Below are 19,016 nucleotides of genomic sequence, written 5' to 3'. Positions count from 1 at the left end.
AATCAATACCTTACCACCTTTAATTAATACAGGCTTTAAACTACTTCTTATGCAGCGTAAAGATTTTCTACAGTTGTCGGCTATGGGCTTTGGTGCATTGATGTTACCAAATACCAATTTGCTAGCTAACGATATAAGTGCAAGCGATTTATTAGCCCCAAATATTGATGTTGCTATTAAAAAGCAATTGGCTGATGCAGCTTTAAATACGGCTAAAAGCAAAGGTGCTTCTTATGCAGATATTCGCATTAACAGATACTTGAACCAAGTAGTGGCTACAAGAGAAAAGCGTGTAGAAAATGTGGCGAATTCTGAATCGTTTGGTGTAGGTGTGCGTGTAATAGCCAATGGTTGTTGGGGTTTTGCAGCTACTAACGATGTTACCAAAGAAGGGGTTGCTAAAGCCGCTGAACGTGCTGTTGCCGTTGCAAAAGCAAATGCTAAATTCTCTGACCCTGTACAGCTCGCACCACAAAAAGGCTATGGCGAAGTGAGCTGGAAAACACCCATAGAAAAGAATGCGTTTGAAGTACCAATTAAAGACAAAATAGACCTACTACTAAACGTAAATAATGAGGGCTTAAAAAATGGTGGCAACTTTATGAGTTCATCTATTTTTATGGTGAACGAACAGAAGTATTTTGCCTCTACCGATGGCTCTTATATTGACCAAGATATACATCGTATTTGGCCCAATTTTACCATCACTAAAATAGACAAAGCCACTAGCAAATTTGAAACACGTAATGCGCTGTGTGCCCCTATGGGCATGGGTTACGAGTATTTAATACCACAAGATAGCGAGAAGCTAAAAAGTGGTAATTTAATCCTCTACAAAAACCGCTACGACATGCTAGAAGATGTGCGTCAGGCGGCAGATCAAGTAGCTGAGAAATTAAAAGCCAAATCGATAGATGCAGGTAAGTACGATTTAATTTTAGACCCATCGCATTTGTTTTTAACCATTCACGAATCTGTTGGTCACCCTACAGAACTAGACCGTGTTTTGGGCTACGAAGCCAATTTTGCAGGTACTAGTTTTTTAACGCTAGATAAATGGCGTAGCAAGAAATTTAACTTCGGCAATAAGCTGGTAAATTTTGTGGCTGACAAAACACAGCGCAACGGCCTTGCTACCATTGGCTACGATGATGATGGTGTGCAATGTGGCAATTGGGATATTATAAAAGATGGCATTCTAGTTAATTATCAAACCATCCGTGACCAAGCACATATTCTTGGGTTAACGGCTTCGCAGGGTTGTAGCTATGCCGAAAGTTGGAGTGCTGTACCCTTTCAGCGTATGCCAAATGTATCGCTATTGCCGGGCAACGATAAAGTGGCCGATATGATTAAAAACACCGAGAAAGGTATTTATATGTTGGGCCGCAATTCTTACTCAATTCACCAACAGCGTTACAATTTTCAGTTTAGTAGCCAGCTAGCTTACGAGATTAAAAATGGTGCTATTGTGGGCATGTTTAAAGATGCCTCTTACCAAAGCAACACACAAGAGTTTTGGAACAGTTGCGCCGCCATTGCCGATAAAAACGATTACCGTTTGGGCGGTTCGTTTAGCGATGGTAAAGGTCAGCCGTCACAAAGCAATGCGGTGTCGCATGGTTGCCCTACCACTAAGTTTGCAGGTATTAATGTTATCAATACGGGTAGAAAAATTTAGGATATTTTGCTAGTCAGCGCTAGTGCTACTATGATGCTTTGGTGTAGCCTGTACTGAGTTTACGAAGTATCTACACTTGTACGTTCTGTTCGCTATGCAGCTTTTATTGCAGCGTATAAAGTTGTTGTGTTGGCTACGCTACTCAAAAGTTTCACTCTATCAATCTTTTCTATATTTTTAGCCCATAAAATAACAACTATGAAAAAATTAATGGCTGTGTGTTTGGTTGTAGCAGCATGTATGTTTACAACCAATAAAGCAACTGCACAAATTTCAGCATTAGCAAATACTACTTGGGCTGGTGTAGCTTATGTACCTACTGAATTACAGGTAAAATTTGCTTTTGGTGTAGATACGTTAAAATTGGTAATGGCCGATAATAATTTGGTATTAGAAACCATGTCGTATCGCTTATCAAACGATACCTTGTTTATAAAAAAACTAAGTGGCAATAGCCCCTGCGAGAGCGACCAAGAAGGCGTGTATAAAGTAGCTGTTAAGGAAAAACTATTTACCATAGTTGCAATAAATGACCCTTGTGCAGAAAGAAGCGTTGCTTTTTCGCCCAAAGGCTACCTTAAAATTGACTAACTAAAAGCGAGCTAGGCTCGCTTTTTTTATGTGGTTGATGCAACAAGAAAGTTAGCCACAATAGTTTTGGCACAGTTTTGTTCAGGCAACAAGCATGAAAAAGATACTACCTACTTTGCTAGCAGTGGCACTTGTGGTAAGCTGTGCTAAAAAAGCAATACCTACCACTACAACGAATGCGCCATCTACCACCAACAACAGTAACATTACCAGTAACGATGGTACAGCCAAAACCATACCGCCTACTGTTACCACTAGAGTAGCCAATGTAAATGCCATGATAGTAATAGATGGTAACGGCAGAATATTAACCCCTAAAGAAAAATTGCCTGTAGAAGACAATCTGAACCCAGATTACACCAAAATAGCAAGGGCATTTACACCCGCCCAAAAAGCCAACTTAACGCTGCGCTACAAAACCATACCACCTAAAATAATTTATGTGCCAGATGTATTTACCTCAAAGAGTTTAAAAGGCACGTACATTATTTACAAAAAGAAGTTTTGGTATTGGAAAAAAGAAGATGGCTTGTTTTATTTAGATGAGACGTATTATAAGTAACCATTTCTAGGCAGTCTTTTTTATTGCCCTTTCTACTTTTTATTTTCTTCCTTCTTAGCAGTTTTGGTAGCTTCTATTAGTTGTTGATACTGCCCAATGGTGGCATTCATATCATCAATACATTTTTTTAGTGCTGTGGTATCTGCGCCATCTGCCTTAGCCGTTTTGTAGCGGCTTTCAACCATTTCGGTCAATTCTTTATAAGCAGCCAAAGCACTGTGGCGTATCTCGTTAAAGCTTTCGGTATTGGTATCTGCACCCATTTCGCTACTACGTTGTTGGTAGGCAGTTATAAATGCCGTGTTCGATGCCTCAATTTCATCTATCCAATCTTTACCCCCAAGGCTATCAATGGCAGCTTTTAAACTAGCATTGCTATTATAATCTGCCACTATTTTAGCTAATATGGTAGATTCTGTTTGATAGTTTTGTGTGGCAATGGCTGTGCCATGTGTATTTAAATAAGCTTTTACAATTTTTGCAGCTTCTCTTATGGCAGGTTTAGGATGCTTAGTAAGCCCAGTAACCCACATAATAAAACCAGAAATGGCGTCGTCTCTTCTGTCGTCTGCTGCTTGAATTACTTTGGTCAGTGCAAATGCTTTTTCACGGTTAATGGCAGCTTGTAACCTCGGCAAAAAGCCAAATAGTAAATCACGTTCTGGTTTAATTTTAGAAACCGTAGGGTTGGCAGCATCTGCAATGCCAAGAATCAAATTGAAAAATTGGTACAACTCTGTAGATACCAATTTAATAAGGTTGATTACTTTAATCATACAATGAAGTTTTGTTTTTTAAAATTTGCTTGCGCTAATTTAATATATTAGATAATTAGTTGCACAATTCGGTAGCTTTTTTTGGGTAAATACATGCATTAAAAATAGTTGTTGCTACAATGTTCAAAAAAGGCATCAATTAACCCAAGGCTTTAGCCTTGGGACAAGTAGAAAACTGTCATTGGCTTTAGCCAAAGTCACTTTTTTATGTAAAAACTTTGGCTAAAGCCTTACTTTATCCTATTTCTACCCAAGGCTAAAGCCTTGGGTTAGTAAAATAGAGCGTACAAAAACTCAAACAGGGTCTGTTGGGCAAAAAATTTTGGAGCAAAGCTTAAACAGGGTCTGTTGGGCAAAAAAGTTTCGGAACAAAAGCTTAAACAGGGTCTGTTGGGCAAAAAATTCTTGAATAAAAGCTCAAAAAGGGTCTGTTTGGCAAAAAGTTTCGGAACAAAAGCTTAAACAGGGTCTGTTGGGCAAAAAGTTTTGGAACAAAAGCTTAAACGGGGTCTTTTGGGCAAAAAATTTTGGAATAAAAGCTCAACGAGGTCTGTTGGACAAAATGCAAGGGTGGAAAATGCTCCAACGAGGTTCGTTGGGCAAAATGCCAAGGTAGAAAATGCTCAACGAGGTTCGTTGGGCAAAATGCCAAGGTAGAAAATGCTCAACGAGGTTCGTTGGGCAAAATACCAAGATGGAAAAAGCTCAACGAGGTTCGTTGGATAAAATGCCAAGATGGAAAATGCTCAACAAGGTTCATTGGACAAAATGCAAGGGTGGAAAAAGCATCAATGAGGTTCGTTGGACAAAAAGTTCTAATTAATCAATCTATGTGTATTTTTTAGTTATTTTAATATTGATTTAATAAATATCAAAGCCTATTTTTAGGTCAAGTGATTTTGTTATCATTCTTTAAAAATCGACCAATGTTTGATATTATTAAAATGAGCAGTTATAAGGTGCTTCATCTTACAGATGGTGCTCTTTTGCCGCAAGCAGTAGCTTATGTAAATAAAGGTAAGGCTGATGGTATTAACCTTAATTACATTCGTAATTGGCGAACGGACTTAGAACCTCTTAGAGAATCAAGCAATATAAAGTATTTGATTGTGAATGATTATCCGCAATCACGACAGTATGATTATTCTGCCATTCATTCTCTTAATACTCTTTTAGATTTATCAATCTATACATCAGATAAGAAAGAAATTGATTTTTCTTCTTTTCCTAATATTTAAAGTGTTGCATTAAAGTGGCGACCTAAAGCATCGTCTTTATTTGAATGTGTACAATTGAAACGCTTATTTCTTGGTAACTATACTGCCAAAGACTTAACCCAGATTTCTGGCTTAAAAAATCTTAAATATCTAAGAATCAATTTAGGCTCTGTTGTTTCTTTAAATGGTTTAGGTGAACTTGGCGGGCTTGAAGAACTAATGTTAATGCAGGCAACAAAATTGGAAGACATTGATGATATACTAAAGTTAAAGCACCTTAAAAAGCTTATGATTTACAATTGTAAATGCATAAAAAACATCGGTAGCATTAAGAACATGAATATTGCAAAACTGGAAATAGTAGGCTCAACACCTAATTGTTAATTCATCTCTTTGAGCCATTGTTCGCATCCTTTCTGCCGATGTTGGCATCATTGCCAACATCATTAATTTTAGCCTAAGTATAACAGCATATTTGCTATTACTTAACCACTTGCACCATGCGTAAGGGATGGCAGAGGAAAGCCCGCAGCGCAGCGAGGACTTGCAACGAACAGCCCGACCCGAAGGGTTACGCCAAAATAAAAAAGGCCTCTACAAGAGAGGCCGTTAGTAAAGAGTAAAGGGGGCGGTTTTGGGCTATTAAACGGGAAATATTATTGCGTAACGGTACCTGCTGTACCGTAGAAACCATTGCCATTAATATATGGTGCATCTGCTGTAATGTGATAGTGGTAAATGCCATTTGGATAATCTGCAGTAGCACTTGTATGACCATGGTATACATCTAAAGTAGTGCTGCTGCTAGTTAAAGTTACGCCATTTTCTAGAGGGCCATAAATAGGAAACCCATCTAACAAGAAACCAATTAAAGCACTTTTGCCTTTAGCTGCTGTAATGTAAGTAGGCTCTACATGGTAGTGGTACTGACCACTCATTTGCGGGTGACCATTGTATTGGTCGAAGCTGTTGATTTCGCCAGTTAAAGCTACACCACCAGCGGCATATTGGTTGTAAATAACTACACCGTTTACAGCAATACCCATTGGCCCCATAGGTGTAGCAGCATGTGTACTTGCTACGGCTGGGCTAATAGGAATTTTGAAGGTAATGTTTTGCGATATAATGCTGTTAGGGTTTTTAGAATAAGCAGTATTAGTACCATTGTAAGCTTCGTAACGGCTGTCGGTAGTAGCAAAGTAAGGGCTTTTGTGGTCTGGTATATCGTTGGTAGTAAGTACCACATAATTGCCACTCACCGAAATGCTTACTGAACTGTTGAACTTACTAAACACGGTAGGTAATGTTGCATTAGTAGTTGTGGTGGTAGTGGTGCCTTCATCTTTTTTGCAAGCTAAGAAGCTAGAAGTTGCTAAGGCGGCAACACATAAGGTAAAGGCTGATATTTTTTTCATGGCTGTTTGTTTTAATGGTTGGAATAGTTTGTTTGGTAATTGTAAGACGGTGTTTATTTCTTAAACCTTCGCTAGTTGAAAATTATTCTTTTGGTGGGCCTTGATGATTAGGTGGCGGGCCATTATCATCCATTGGTGGCGGCGGTCCTTCACCATCAGGTGGTGGTGGGCCATCTGGTCTTTGCCCTTGATGGATACCATGTGGTGGTGGCCCTTGAGGGCGTTGCTGGCTTGGCCCCATCATTTTTACTACTGTTTGAATAACGGCGTCAAATTTGGTCTTTTGGGTAGGCGTACAAATGCTGCGTATTTGTTGAAAATGTTTGAAGGTCAATAGGTCAATCTGCGATTCTATAGCTGAAGCACTATCTGCTGCTTGTTTAATTGCTGCCTCGCTTGCTGTGCTATCGCTTAACAAATTAAAAAAAGCGTCTTTCGCATCTCTTAGTTGTTTTTTAATAGCATTGGTACTTTCTCTATGTGCTTTTACAAGTTCTAAATATTGCACTTGTTGCGCACTATCTAGCGCTAATTCTTTTATTAAAAATGCTTGTGCCTCGGCACCTTTAGGCTTTGCACCCAGTAGGTCGTGACCTTTTTGTTCTAGCCAAAAAATGGTAAGTGTGGCTGTGTTAACAACCAATAGCACCATCACAGCTATTAGCCACCATTTATTTTTGTTAAAGTAATTCATTTGTTGTCTCTTTTATCGTTATAAACGGTAGATACTGATAAGTTGTATTCTTGAGCAAAGCCTTGTATGGTGCTACTTTCAGCCCTATTAGTGCTTTGCTTATTATCTTTTAACATAGCCGTGATAGCTGTGATATTAAGTACCACAAACAATGATAGTGTTACTACTGCAAACGCAGGTTTAGTAAGCGTAAGCAATAGCATTTGCCACCAAGTAGGTGCAGGCTGTCGCTCCATTTTGGCAACTAATCTGGTATAGAAAAATGGGGGCATTTCAGCAGGTGAAATGTTATTGAGGCTGTTTAATACGGCTTCAACTTTTTCTTGTGTATCATTAGTTATCATCATTGTTTATTTAGAAAGTTGTGTGTAATAATTGGTTAATTGTTTGCGTAAATTTTCTTTAGCTCTGTGTAAATAAGCTTCTACCGAAGCCACGGTTACACTCATTACATCTGCCACATCTTGATAGCTTAAGCCTTCAACTTTGTTAAGCGTAAAAGCTATTTTTTGATTATCTGGCAAAAGGTTAATGGCTTTAAACAATACCGCTGCTTGCTCTTTATTTTCCATTGCCACGCCAGGATGGTGAAATTCTGGCGCTTCGTGCATTACCTCGTTATTAGCGCCAAACAAGTTTTGTATAATGCCAAAACGTTTTTTCCTCGTTTTTCTACGTTGCCAATCAAGTGATTTTGTAATGGTGATGCGGTACAACCATGTAGATAATTTGGCTTCACCTTTAAAATCTTTAATAGACTGGTGCACTTGAATAAATACTTCCTGCGCTATGTCTTCTGCCTCTTCTTGCTGCTGAATAATACCTAATGCCACATTGTACACCATGTGCTGATAAGCTTCTACCAATTGGCTAAAAGCTTGATGAGCACCTTGTTGCAAGGCTTGTATAAGCATTTGTTCGTTCAAATGAGCAATTCCTTTTGGTGATAAGACGTGATAGTTGGGTAAAACCTTCGGTGGATTTAAAAATAAAAATGATGGTAGTAAAACAACGCTTTTTTTCGTTAAAAGCTAATTAATGTGTAAATATTACGCGTTTATCCATTTTGCTTGCTGCTAGAAACTAATTTAAGAGTAATTTCATAGCCTTATTTGATATTGACTTGTACATGAAGCACTTAAAGCCTTTTTTTCTTGCCTTTTTCGTTTTACTTTATTCCTTTAATGCTTATGCACAAGTAGATACCACGTTTTGGTTTGCTGCGCCAGCCATTACTGCAGGTCACGAAAACAAGCCTATTGTATTTAGAATGGCAACATACACACAGCCTGCAACAATTACTATTTCGCAGCCTGCCAATCCTGCTTTTACGCCTTACACTACCTTTTTGGCAGCAAATTCAGCAACTTCAATTGATGTTACTAATCAAATTAATCAAATAGAAAATACACCTGGTAATACTGTTAGAAATTTTGGTATCAAAATAAGTGCTAGCGCAAATATTTCTGCTTACTATGAAGTTGGACAAACTAAAAATCCAGAAATTTTTCCGTTGAAAGGTAAAATTGGTTTAGGCACTTCTTTTTTAATTCCTTCACAAACAAGATTTGCCAATAGAACACCGCTTACACCAATGGCTCATAGCGGTTTTGCTATTGTTGCCACAGAAGATAATACTAATATTACGGTTACACTTACACAGCCAGATTCTATTGGTCATCTGGCAGGTGTACCATTTACCATTACTTTAAACAAAGGACAATCTTATGCAGTAATCGCTGTTAGTAGCGCCGCAACTGGTCATTTGGGTGGCTCTTCTGTAAAAGCCACTAAACCTATTGCCGTTACTATTTATGATGATTCAGTGTGGCTTTCACCCAACTACGATTTAATTGGTGATCAAATTGTGCCTGAAGCCAATACTGGTAATGAGTTTATTATTGTAAGAGGTGCATTAAACTATACGCCTTACCCTAACGATGACTTCTTTTACGTATGGGCTACGGTAGATAACACACAAATTTTTGTAGATGGTAGTTTGGTAGCAACTATCAATAGAGGTCAATCTTACGAGGGTATCTTGGCTAATTCAACTGCTTATGTTACCACTAGCAATCCTGTGTATGTGTTACAGTTTACTGGTATTGGGCAAGAAGTTGCTGCCACATCTTTACCAAACATTAGGTGTACTGGTTCTTCAACGGTATCTTTTGTACGTTCTACTTCTGAAACTTTTTACCTCAATATTTTGTGCAAAACCAACGATGTTGGTAGTTTTCAGTTAAATGGTCAGTCTGGTATTATTACACCTAGTTTATTTTCTCCTGTTGCAGGAACAAATGGTGTGTGGCAGGCCGCAAGAATTTCAACATCTAATTTACCATCTCTAAACACATTGATTCTTGCTGGTACTGCTACATTAGTCACTAACTCTTCGGGTCTATTTCACCTTGGATTTCTAAATGCTAGTGCTAATGTAGGTGCTAGGCTTGGTTATTTTTCAAATTATGGTATTGCTGCATTAACACCCTTGGTGGTTAATAGTATCTGCTTTGGTAGCAATCTGCAATTACAAGCCAATCTTATTGCTAATACCACTTACAGTTGGTCTGGGCCTAATGGCTTTACAAGTAATGTTTATAATCCTATTTTACCTAATGCAACGGTTACTAATTCGGGCACTTATTATGTAACTGCAAATGTGCAAGGTTGCGGTAGTTTTACAGATAGCTTGCCTATCACTATTTACCCCGCTGCAACTGCTACTTTTGGTGCTGATGATACGATTTGTTATGGTGGTTCAAAGTTGCTGCCAATTGCTCTTACAGGCAAAGCACCTTGGACTGTTTATTATAATGATGGCAGTAAAAACGATACCATCAAGCAAATTGCAACTTCACCTTATTTGCTAACTGTTTCACCACAAAAAACTACCACGTATGCTATTACAAAGGTGATAGATGCAACTGCTTGTGCAAGTGCAGTAATCAATAAAAATGATTCAGTTACAGTTGTGGTTAATCCTTTACCAACTGCAAGTATTAGCGGTGGCGATACTTTGTGTTTGGGAAAATCGAAAACGCTAAATATTGCACTTACTGGCAAAGCGCCTTGGTCTATTGTTTATAATAATGGTATTGATTCTTTTCAAGTCAATAATATTCTTTCCTCACCGTATACTTTTGTTGTTGCGCCTTCGGCAAATACGACTTACACGGTGACCAATGTTACAGATGCCAATGGCTGTAGTAATTCAGCATCTACTAGCTATTTGCTAAAGGTTTTTGCGAATCCAACTACCGCTTTTTCAATGAACTTTAATGGCTGCTTATACGATACTTTGTACCTAACCGATCAAAGTAATAATAATGGTCAAACAATTGCAAAATGGCATTGGACCTTCGGCGACACCTTCACCGATACGTTGCAAGACAGTAAGCACCGTTATGCATCATCAGGTAGTTATAATGTAAGCTTATACACAATAACCGACAAAGGTTGTAATAGCGATACCGTTACAAAAACAGCGGTAGTCAATCCCTTACCACAAGTAGGCTTTACTGCTACTGCCGCAGCATATTGCGAAACAAGACCAGTTACGTTCACAGATACCAGCAAAATAGCCACAGGTAATATCGCCAGATGGTATTGGTCACTAGGCGATAGTAGAGTAGTAGATACCACCAACAAAAACGCCTTCACCCACAGCTACGCCACTTATGGCACTTACACCGTAAAACATATGGCAGAAAGCGACAAAGGCTGTAAAAGCGATACGGTTAGCCAAACAGTCACCATCAATCCATTACCACAAGTAGGTTTTGTAGTACCAGAAATCTGCCTATCCGATGCTGCCGCCCAATTTACAGATACCAGCAAAATAGCCGATGGTAGCCAAGCCAGCTTCACCTATAACTGGAACTTGAATGTTACAGGCATTACACCAGTACCAACACCATTTACCGCCTTAACCGTTAAAAACCCATCTGCTAAATACAAGAAAACAGATATCTATCAAGTAGCAGAAACAGTCACCAGCAATAAAGGCTGTGCAGTAACCCTACAACAACCCTTTACCGTAAACGGCTCTATACCAGTACCAGGCTTTGCCGTACAAAACGCCAGTAAGCTTTGTGCCAATGATTCAGTAGCACTACTAGACACTTCATACATCTATTTTGGTAATATCACCAAAGTAGAAATTGTGTGGGATAATGGCAATAGCCCATTGGTAAAAGAGATAGACGACAATCCAACCTCAGGCAACAACAAACTAGGCAAGCTGTACAAACATTTGTACCCTAATTTCTATAACCCATTAGCATCCAAAACCATCCAAATCAAGTTTACCGCTTATTCAGGTAATATCTGTGTCAATAGCATCACCAGAAACATTACTTTAAACCCAAGCCCAAGGGTACAGTTTACCATAATACCAGGCATTTGTAAAGATGCTAGCCCAAGACAAATTACCCAAGCCACCGAAACCACAGGCATAGCAGGTACATTTATTTATACAGGTACAGCCACCAATAGCACAGGTACTGTTACGCCAAGTAGCACACCAGCAGGCGCTTACAATATTCAGTATAAATATACCAGCACCATCGGCTGCGCCGATAGCGCCACACAACCCATTACCATATGGCCAAGCCCAGTAGCCAAATGGGGCATCAGCAGCCCAGCCTGCGAAAAAAATAATATCACTTTTACCGATAGCTCGCAAGCCAACTACAGCAATATACAAACCTGGCAGTGGACTTATGGTGATGGCAATACCGCCAATAAAACTACAAGCACCGCCTATACTTATAGTTATGCAGCAGCAGGTAGCTACACAGCCAGCCTAAGAGTAACCACAGACAGCGGTTGTAGCAGCCAAGTAAACACCCAAACCATCAAAGTCAACTATTTACCAAAAGTGAGCTTCACCGTGCCAACCATCTGCTTACCAGACGGTAACGGCACATTTACCAGTACCAGCACTATAGCCGATAATAGCCAAAACCTGTTCAGCTACAATTGGAACTTCGGTGACCCTAACAACGCCACAGGTAGTACCAGCAAATCAGCCAGCCACCAATACAGCGCACTAGCACCAACAGCAGGCTATCCAGTCAAGCTCATCATTACCACCAAAGATGGTTGCGTAGACTCGCTGACACAAGCTTACAGCGATGTAAACCCACAACCTACAGCAGCGTTTACGGCCACACCAACAGCCGTTTGCGTAAGAGATAATATCAGCTTTACCGATAAAAGTAATGGCAAAACTAGCGCAGTCACCAAATGGTATTGGGATTTAGCCCAAGGGCAAACCAGCAGCATACAAAACCCAAGCAGACAGTTTAACGATAGCGGTACTTACCAAATACGTTTATGGGTAGATAATGCACAAGGCTGTAGAAGCGATACAGCTAAGCAAACAGTCACCATACATCCATATCCAATACTAGAATTAGGGCCAAACCTAGTGGTACTAGAAGGCGGCACCATCGCCATCAAACCACAGACCGTTTATGGCAATAGCCTCAGCTATTTATGGACAGCCATCTCACCAGCAGGTAGCCCAACCTACCTCAGCAGTGATACCGCAGCCATACCAATGTGCACACCAATAGCCAGTGTAGATAGTATTACCTACAAGCTACAACTCACAGGCATAGGTGGTTGCGCTGTAAGCGACCAAATAACAGTAGTAGTACTAAAAACCCCAGTAATACCAAACACGTTTACACCGAATGGTGATGGTAACCACGACACATGGGTAATCAAGAGTTTAGAAAGTTACCCTGGTGCCACGATAGAAATCTACAACCGCTATGGGCAATTGGTGTACAAAACCACAGGCTACGACCCTAATAATGCATGGGATGGCAAACTAAATGGTGTACCATTACCAGTAGGCACGTACTATTACATCATCAACCCTAAAAATGGCAGAAGCACGCTTAGTGGTAGCGTGACGATTATTAGGTAAGGCAGTTGCTCGCAGATACCGCGGATTTACGCAGAAGTAGTAGCCTTTTACAGTTAAGTAATGGCTGATGCATAGTAAGTAGTAGTTATGTACAGCCAAGTAATTGTTGATGTATAGAAATTAGTAGTTATGTATTTCCAAATAATAGACAAGAACAGCTAAGTAATTGATTTGGTTCTGCAGTAATAGTTGATGCATGGTAATTAGTAGTTATGTGCAATCAAGTATTGGCTATTTACATTCAAGTAATGGTCTTTTACAGGTAAGTAACGGCTAATGCATAGTAAGTAATAGATACGTATTTGTAAATAATAGACTTGTTCAATAAGAAAATGGGTGTTGTTAGTGTCTTAGTCAACTGCTTATAATAAAGTTTCTGCGCTACGGTAAAAGCTGAATAGCGAACATAACGTAAAAGTGTGCGACGCAACAACTGCCTAATAGTAGTGCTGCTGCTGGTGACCAAAAAATCTTTCTGCTTTTTGTGAGATTCCCTTACTTTTGCGCTCCCAAAAAGTTCTTTCGATAAAAAAGAATGATTGATCTTGGGAGTTTTGACGTGAAGTTAGAACGCTAAAACCAATTAAATCGTAAACAAAATGGCAAAAGAAATCTCTGGCTACGTGAAGTTGCAAGTGAAAGGCGGCCAAGCCAATCCTGCTCCTCCAGTTGGACCTGCACTCGGTTCTAAGGGTGTAAACATTATGGAGTTCTGTAAGCAGTTTAATGCTAGAACTCAAGACAAACAAGGAAAAATTGTTCCTGTTTTAATTACAGTTTATACTGACAAATCTTTCGATTTTGTTATTAAAACTGCTCCAGCTCCAATTCAATTGTTAGAAGCTGCTAAACTTAACGTGGGTCAAGGTAGTAAAGAACCTAACCGTGTAAAAGTTGGTAAAGTAACTTGGGAGCAAGTTGAAGCTATTGCTAAAGACAAAATGCCTGATCTTAACTGTTTTACACTTGAAAGCGCTATGAAAATGGTTGCTGGTACTGCTCGCAGCATGGGTGTAACTGTTGATGGCCAAGCACCTTGGGAAAAAAATTAATTATTCACCTTTTAAATCATTCAAAAAATGTCGTTGACTAAAAAAAGAAAGGTTGCAAATACAAAGGTGGATAAAAATAAAAATTACACCCTTAAGGAAGCAACAGCATTAGTAAAAGATACTAACTGCACAAAATTTGATAGCTCTGTTGATTTACACCTTCGTTTAGGTGTTGATCCTAAAAAAGCTGACCAACAAGTACGTGGTACGGTTTCGTTGCCACATGGTACAGGTAAAACTAAAAAAGTATTGGTACTTTGTACACCAGATAAAGAAGCGGCTGCTAAAGAAGCAGGTGCTGATTTTGTTGGTTTGGACGAATTTATCCAAAAAATTGAAGGTGGCTGGACTGATGTTGATGTTATCATCGCTACACCATCTGTAATGCCTAAGATTGGTAAATTAGGTAAAGTGTTAGGTCCACGTAACTTAATGCCAAACCCTAAAACTGGTACTGTGACTAATGACGTTGCTGCTGCTGTAAACGAGGTTAAAGGTGGTAAAATTGCCTTTAAAGTAGATAAAGCTGGTATTGTACACGCATCAATTGGTCGTATCTCTTTTACACCAGAAAAATTAGCTGAAAATAGTTCTGAACTAATTAGCGCTATCATTAAATTAAAACCTGCTACATCTAAAGGTACTTACCTTAAAGCTGCAAGCATGGCTAGTTCAATGGGGCCTGGTATTTCATTAGACATTAAATCATTATCAAACTAATCCTGGTGATTATTGCTGGCAACAGCCATAAAGTGACCCGGGTTTCCAATAAAAATTAGTTATGACTAAACAAGAAAAAAATGAAGTGATTGAGGTTCTTAAAGAGAAGTTCAGTCAATATAGTAACTTTTATGTTACTGATACAGAAGCCTTAACTGTTGCACAAGTTGGCCAATTACGCCGTACTTGTTTTAACAAACAGGTGGAAATGAAAGTGGCTAAAAACACTTTGATTAAAAAAGCTCTAGAAGGATTAGATGCTGAAAAATATGCTGGTGTTTACGACAGTTTGCATAAAGTAACAGCTTTAATGTTTTCTGAAAACCCTAAAGAACCAGCTTTAATTATCTCTTCTTTCCGTAAAGAAAGCAAAGGTGAAAAGCCAGTTTTAAAAGCTGCTTATATTAATGGTGATGTATTTGTAGGCGATAATCAATTAACAGCATTAACTAGCATTAAGACTAAGAATGAATTAATTGGTGAAGTTATCGGCTTATTACAAAGCCCTGCTAAACGTGTATTGGCTGCCTTATTGCACCATCACGAAGGCAAAGCAGAAGCTACAACTGAAGTTGCAGCAGAAGCGGCAGCAGCTGAATAAACCCCTAGCCCCTAAAGGGGAATAACTAGGACATTTAAATCGGGAATTATTTTTCCAAATACATCCACCTCAATTGTGAGTTTTCGAACTCCCTTTAGGGTTGGGGCAAATTAAATTTTTTTAAACCTCCGTCGGATTCGCTAATAGCGAACATGAAGCCGGAAAAAATTAAACATTATGGCAGATATTAAAGCCTTAGCTGAAAGTTTAGTAAGCTTAACCGTAAAAGACGTACAAGAGTTAGCAAACATTTTAAAAACTGAGTACGGTATTGAACCAGCTGCTGCTGCTGTTGTAGCAGGTCCTGCTGCTGCTGCTGCTGAAGCGGTAGAAGAAAAAACTGCATTTGACGTTATCTTAGTTAGCGGTGGTGCAAGCAAGTTAACTGTAGTTAAAATCGTTAAAGATCTTTCTGGCTTAGGTTTGAAAGAAGCTAAAGATTTAGTTGATGGCGCTCCTAAAGCAGTTAAAGAAGGTGTATCTAAAGCAGAAGCTGATGATATCGCTGCTAAATTGAAAGAAGCAGGTGCTGAAGTTGAAATTAAATAATTTTAGTACTTACTTACATAGTTTAAAAGTCCCTAGTAACGCAAGTTGCTAGGGATTTTTGTTTTCATACTTTTCTTGATTTTCTAATTGGCTTTTTTGTACTTTCAATGCCTTAATTGATTGCTATGCGCTACATACCTTTTACTGTGTCTGCTGTTGTCACAATTGCTTTGGTTACTGCTTTAAATGTGCAATTGCCTTTGGGCAAAACCAAGTCACCTCGTCTGGGATATTTTCTCTCACCACAAACTGGTTTTTGGCAAAATGCTGAGCCAGCAAATGTTTCATTTGACGATAACATAAAAATTAAAGGGATTAAAAGTACGACTGAGGTATATTTTGATGACCGATTAGTACCACATATTTATGCCGAAAACGATGCAGATGCCTATTTTGTACAAGGCTTTTTACATGCAAAATTTAGGCTGTGGCAAATGGAGTTTCAAACCTACATTGCTGCAGGTAGGTTAAGTGAAATTACCGATGAAAGTAAGCTGCCTACTGATAAATATTTACGCAGACTTGGCTTACTATATGGTGCAGAAAATAGCCTGAAGTCTATGGAAGCAGATGCAGAAACCAAAACCATGATGGATGCTTATACTGCTGGTATTAATAGTTATATCAATCAATTAAAGCCAAGCGATATACCTTTTGAATACAAGTTAATGAACTACAAGCCAGAGCAGTGGACTAACTTAAAGTCTGCTTTGTTTTTAAAGCTTATGAGTTTTGATCTTGCTGGTGGTGGTGAAGATGATTTTTTGCATACCAATACTAAAAACTTCTTTGGTATAGATACTTACCGTCAGTTGTTCCCTGCTGTCATGGATTCGTTGGATCCAATTGTACCCAAAGGAACCACATTTGCGAAGCCAAGTATTACTGTAAAAGCACCAGCAAGTTATGATAGCTTATACATTGGCAACAGTGATTCGTTTAAAGTTAACTTACCTGTTGTTCCAGATAAAGATAATGGTAGCAACAACTGGGCTGTTGCTGGCAGTAAAACCAAAAGTGGCAGACCTATTTTGTGTAACGATCCGCATTTGGGTTTAAACCTGCCTTCTTTATGGTATGAGGTACAAATTACAACACCTACACATAGTACATATGGGGCATCTTTTCCTGGCTCGCCAGCTGTAATTATTGGGTTTAACGATAGCTGTGCATGGGGCGTTACCAATGCAGGTAGAGACGTAAAAGATTTTTACGAAATTAAATTCAAAGACAGCACTATGCAGGAATATTGGTTTAATGGTGCATGGAAAAAATCTGAATTTAGAAAAGAAATTATTAAAGTAAAAGGTAAGCCAGATGATGTAGAAACCATTGCTATTACTGTATTTGGTCTAGTGATGTACGATAAACATTATCCTGCAATAAATAAAACAGACAAGTGTTATGCTGTAAAATGGAAAGCCCATGATGCGAGTAATGAGTTACGTACTTTTTACAAATTAGATAGAGCGAAGAATTATAATGACTATATAGATGCAATTGCCACCTATCAATGTCCTGGTCAGAATTTTGTGTTTGCTTCTAAAACAGGTGATATTGCTATTCGGCAGCAAGGGGCTTTTGTAGCAAAATGGACACATCAAGGCGAGTTTGTAATGCCAGGCACAGATAGTAGTTATATGTGGCAGGGCATTATTCCAAATGCTGAGAATGCTCAAATGTTTAATCCTGCTAGAGGTTTTGTAAGTAGTGCTAATCAAATGGCAGTAGATAAAACCTATCCTTACTATTTAGGTGAAGCAGGTAATTTTCCTATTTATCGTGGCTTGATTATTAATAAAAAATTAGCTGCTATGCAGAACATCACTGTGGGTGACATGCAATTGATGCAAACGAACGATGATAATATGTTTGCCCAAGAAGCTATGCCTCTACTGCTGCCATTAATAGATATTGCAAAATTGAGTGTAGAAGAAAAGAAATATTTTGATATCGTAAAATCGTGGGACTTAAAAAATACGCCTGATGCTAAAGGTGCAACTTTTTTTAAAAATTGGTGGGATACTGCAATGACTTTGGTATACAATGATGAATACACATTAAGTACTTTACCATTGAGAAGACCGTATGAAAGTACTTTGCTAGAAGCGTTGATTAAGAATAAAGGTAATTACGCATTTGCTGATAATATTACTACCAAAAATGTGAAAGAAACAATGGCTGATATAGCTTTAGATGCTTTTAAACGGGTAGCAAAATTGGCTACAACTTTAGAAAAAGATAACAAACTTGTTTGGGGTAATTTTAAAGACACAAAAATTTTTCACTTTACTAAAATTGATGCTTTAAGCAAGTTGCATGTAATTAATGGTGGCGGTAGTTATAGCATTAATGCCACTAAGCCAGAACATGGGCCAAGCTGGCGAATGATTGTACATTTGACTGACACTGTTGAAGCTTATGGGTTGTATCCTGGTGGACAAAGTGGTAATCCTGGAAGTAAGTATTACGATACGTTTATTAACTATTGGGCAGCTGGTAAATATTATAAATTATTATTTATAAAAAAGGATGCGTCTGCAAAAAATAGTCAGATTAAGTGGCATATTAGTTTTAATAATGCATAATTATTCTTGTCAAAATCAATCATAACAATTCAACATGAAATTTATTCTTTCAATAATAATAACTGCTATTGCTTGCTGGCTAGTAAGCTTAGTTAGCTTCTTGCCTTGGTATAGTTTTGTCGCCATAGCTTTTATAATATCGATTATTATAAAGCAAAATCCACCTAAATCATTTTTTAGCGGCTTTGTTGCTCTGTTTTTACTATGGGTTATTTGGTCTTTAGTAAAAGACATTCCAAATGAACATTTGTTATCTACCAAAGTAGCTAGCATTTTACCACTTAAAGGTAATGTTGTGCTATTGGTTATAATCACTGGAATTGTAGGTGGCTTATTAGGTGGATTAGGGGCCTTAACTGGTAGTTTTATTAAAAAACCTTAAAATTCCCTTAAAATTTAAAGTTTTGAATAATAAACAATTAAAAAAAGAGTTTTATTTCTATATTTGAATTCGTGATTTGGGACAACCCTTTAATAAGCAGTTATTTACATAAATCCATTTCCTTTGTATAACTATATCTCTAAAATCTAATTTACCGAAAACCGAAAAATTGATCCTTTCTATGATTAATGCCTAAATGGCAAAACCATAAAGCAATCAACTAATTTTCGTTTCAAAGTAAAAAAGA

The 19,016-nt window shown here is 38.3% G+C and carries 17 protein-coding genes; 12 read left to right on the top strand and 5 right to left on the bottom strand.

All coding sequences use genetic code 11. From position 1 onward, the window contains the following. Positions 1-49 precede the first annotated feature (49 nt). The 3 genes from ACT9TX_RS07025 (at position 50) to ACT9TX_RS07015 (ending at position 2,834) form a co-directional block, all read left to right on the top strand. A complete protein-coding gene (locus ACT9TX_RS07025) occupies positions 50-1,681 on the top strand; it encodes a TldD/PmbA family protein (RefSeq protein ID WP_481337552.1) in 1,632 nt (543 codons plus the stop codon). Positions 1,682-1,879: 198 nt separating this feature from the next. Next, positions 1,880-2,272 carry a hypothetical protein gene (locus ACT9TX_RS07020; RefSeq protein WP_481337551.1) on the top strand — a complete coding sequence of 131 codons (393 nt, stop codon included), beginning with the start codon at positions 1,880-1,882 and terminating at the stop codon, positions 2,270-2,272. Between the two features lie 94 nt (positions 2,273-2,366). Then, positions 2,367-2,834 carry a hypothetical protein gene (locus ACT9TX_RS07015; protein WP_481337550.1) on the top strand — a complete coding sequence of 156 codons (468 nt, stop codon included), beginning with the start codon at positions 2,367-2,369 and terminating at the stop codon, positions 2,832-2,834. Positions 2,835-2,866: 32 nt separating this feature from the next. Here the strand turns inward: ACT9TX_RS07015 and ACT9TX_RS07010 are convergent, their stop codons facing one another. Further along, entirely contained in the window at positions 2,867-3,610 is a 744-nt protein-coding gene (locus ACT9TX_RS07010; protein ID WP_481337549.1) for a DUF6261 family protein, read from the bottom strand. Between the two features lie 926 nt (positions 3,611-4,536). Between ACT9TX_RS07010 and ACT9TX_RS07005 the strand changes: the two genes are divergently transcribed. Both ACT9TX_RS07005 and ACT9TX_RS07000 read left to right on the top strand, forming a co-directional pair. Then, positions 4,537-4,848 carry a hypothetical protein gene (locus ACT9TX_RS07005; RefSeq protein WP_481337548.1) on the top strand — a complete coding sequence of 104 codons (312 nt, stop codon included), beginning with the start codon at positions 4,537-4,539 and terminating at the stop codon, positions 4,846-4,848. Between the two features lie 54 nt (positions 4,849-4,902). Continuing rightward, positions 4,903-5,211 carry a hypothetical protein gene (locus ACT9TX_RS07000; protein WP_481337547.1) on the top strand — a complete coding sequence of 103 codons (309 nt, stop codon included), beginning with the start codon at positions 4,903-4,905 and terminating at the stop codon, positions 5,209-5,211. 272 nt (positions 5,212-5,483) lie between these two features. On the opposite strand, the gene ACT9TX_RS06995 is transcribed toward ACT9TX_RS07000, so the two are convergent. From ACT9TX_RS06995 to ACT9TX_RS06980, 4 genes are all read right to left on the bottom strand, one after another. Then, the gene (locus tag ACT9TX_RS06995; RefSeq protein ID WP_481337546.1) at positions 5,484-6,242 is read right to left on the bottom strand and encodes a YHYH protein; all 759 of its coding nucleotides are present in this window, start codon (positions 6,240-6,242) and stop codon (positions 5,484-5,486) included. Between the two features lie 82 nt (positions 6,243-6,324). Further along, positions 6,325-6,936, bottom strand: a complete 612-nt coding sequence (locus ACT9TX_RS06990) for a Spy/CpxP family protein refolding chaperone (RefSeq protein WP_481337545.1) — start codon at positions 6,934-6,936, stop codon at positions 6,325-6,327. Continuing rightward, positions 6,933-7,283 (bottom strand): hypothetical protein, encoded by a 351-nt coding sequence (locus ACT9TX_RS06985; protein ID WP_481337544.1) that lies wholly within the window; start codon positions 7,281-7,283, stop codon positions 6,933-6,935. The genes ACT9TX_RS06990 and ACT9TX_RS06985 overlap by 4 nt, the downstream gene beginning before the upstream one ends. Before the next feature lie 3 nt (positions 7,284-7,286). After that, entirely contained in the window at positions 7,287-7,862 is a 576-nt protein-coding gene (locus tag ACT9TX_RS06980; RefSeq protein ID WP_481337543.1) for an RNA polymerase sigma factor, read from the bottom strand. Between the two features lie 203 nt (positions 7,863-8,065). On the opposite strand from ACT9TX_RS06980, the gene ACT9TX_RS06975 reads away from it, so the two are divergent. The 7 genes from ACT9TX_RS06975 to ACT9TX_RS06945 all read left to right on the top strand — a co-directional run bounded on the left by ACT9TX_RS06975 (position 8,066) and on the right by ACT9TX_RS06945 (position 18,769). Continuing rightward, positions 8,066-12,877 (top strand): PKD domain-containing protein, encoded by a 4,812-nt coding sequence (locus ACT9TX_RS06975; RefSeq protein ID WP_481337542.1) that lies wholly within the window; start codon positions 8,066-8,068, stop codon positions 12,875-12,877. A gap of 599 nt (positions 12,878-13,476) precedes the next feature. Continuing rightward, positions 13,477-13,929: a 50S ribosomal protein L11 gene (rplK, locus tag ACT9TX_RS06970; RefSeq protein ID WP_481337541.1), complete on the top strand. Its 453-nt coding sequence runs from the start codon at positions 13,477-13,479 to the stop codon at positions 13,927-13,929. A gap of 27 nt (positions 13,930-13,956) precedes the next feature. Further along, the gene (gene rplA, locus ACT9TX_RS06965; protein WP_481337540.1) at positions 13,957-14,649 is read left to right on the top strand and encodes a 50S ribosomal protein L1; all 693 of its coding nucleotides are present in this window, start codon (positions 13,957-13,959) and stop codon (positions 14,647-14,649) included. A gap of 61 nt (positions 14,650-14,710) precedes the next feature. Then, a complete protein-coding gene (rplJ, locus tag ACT9TX_RS06960; protein WP_481337539.1) occupies positions 14,711-15,250 on the top strand; it encodes a 50S ribosomal protein L10 in 540 nt (179 codons plus the stop codon). Positions 15,251-15,427: 177 nt separating this feature from the next. After that, complete coding sequence (gene rplL / locus ACT9TX_RS06955) at positions 15,428-15,799, top strand: 50S ribosomal protein L7/L12 (protein WP_481337538.1); 372 nt, start codon at positions 15,428-15,430, stop codon at positions 15,797-15,799. 125 nt (positions 15,800-15,924) lie between these two features. Continuing rightward, a complete protein-coding gene (locus tag ACT9TX_RS06950; protein WP_481337537.1) occupies positions 15,925-18,387 on the top strand; it encodes a penicillin acylase family protein in 2,463 nt (820 codons plus the stop codon). Between the two features lie 34 nt (positions 18,388-18,421). After that, positions 18,422-18,769, top strand: coding sequence for a hypothetical protein (locus tag ACT9TX_RS06945; protein WP_481337536.1), 348 nt, complete (start codon positions 18,422-18,424; stop codon positions 18,767-18,769). Positions 18,770-19,016 lie beyond the last annotated feature (247 nt).

This window comes from Parasediminibacterium sp. HNIBRBA5674 (genome assembly GCF_056745525.1).
Note: the sequence above shows the minus strand (reverse complement) of the source record. Positions and strands in the feature narration are given on the sequence as shown.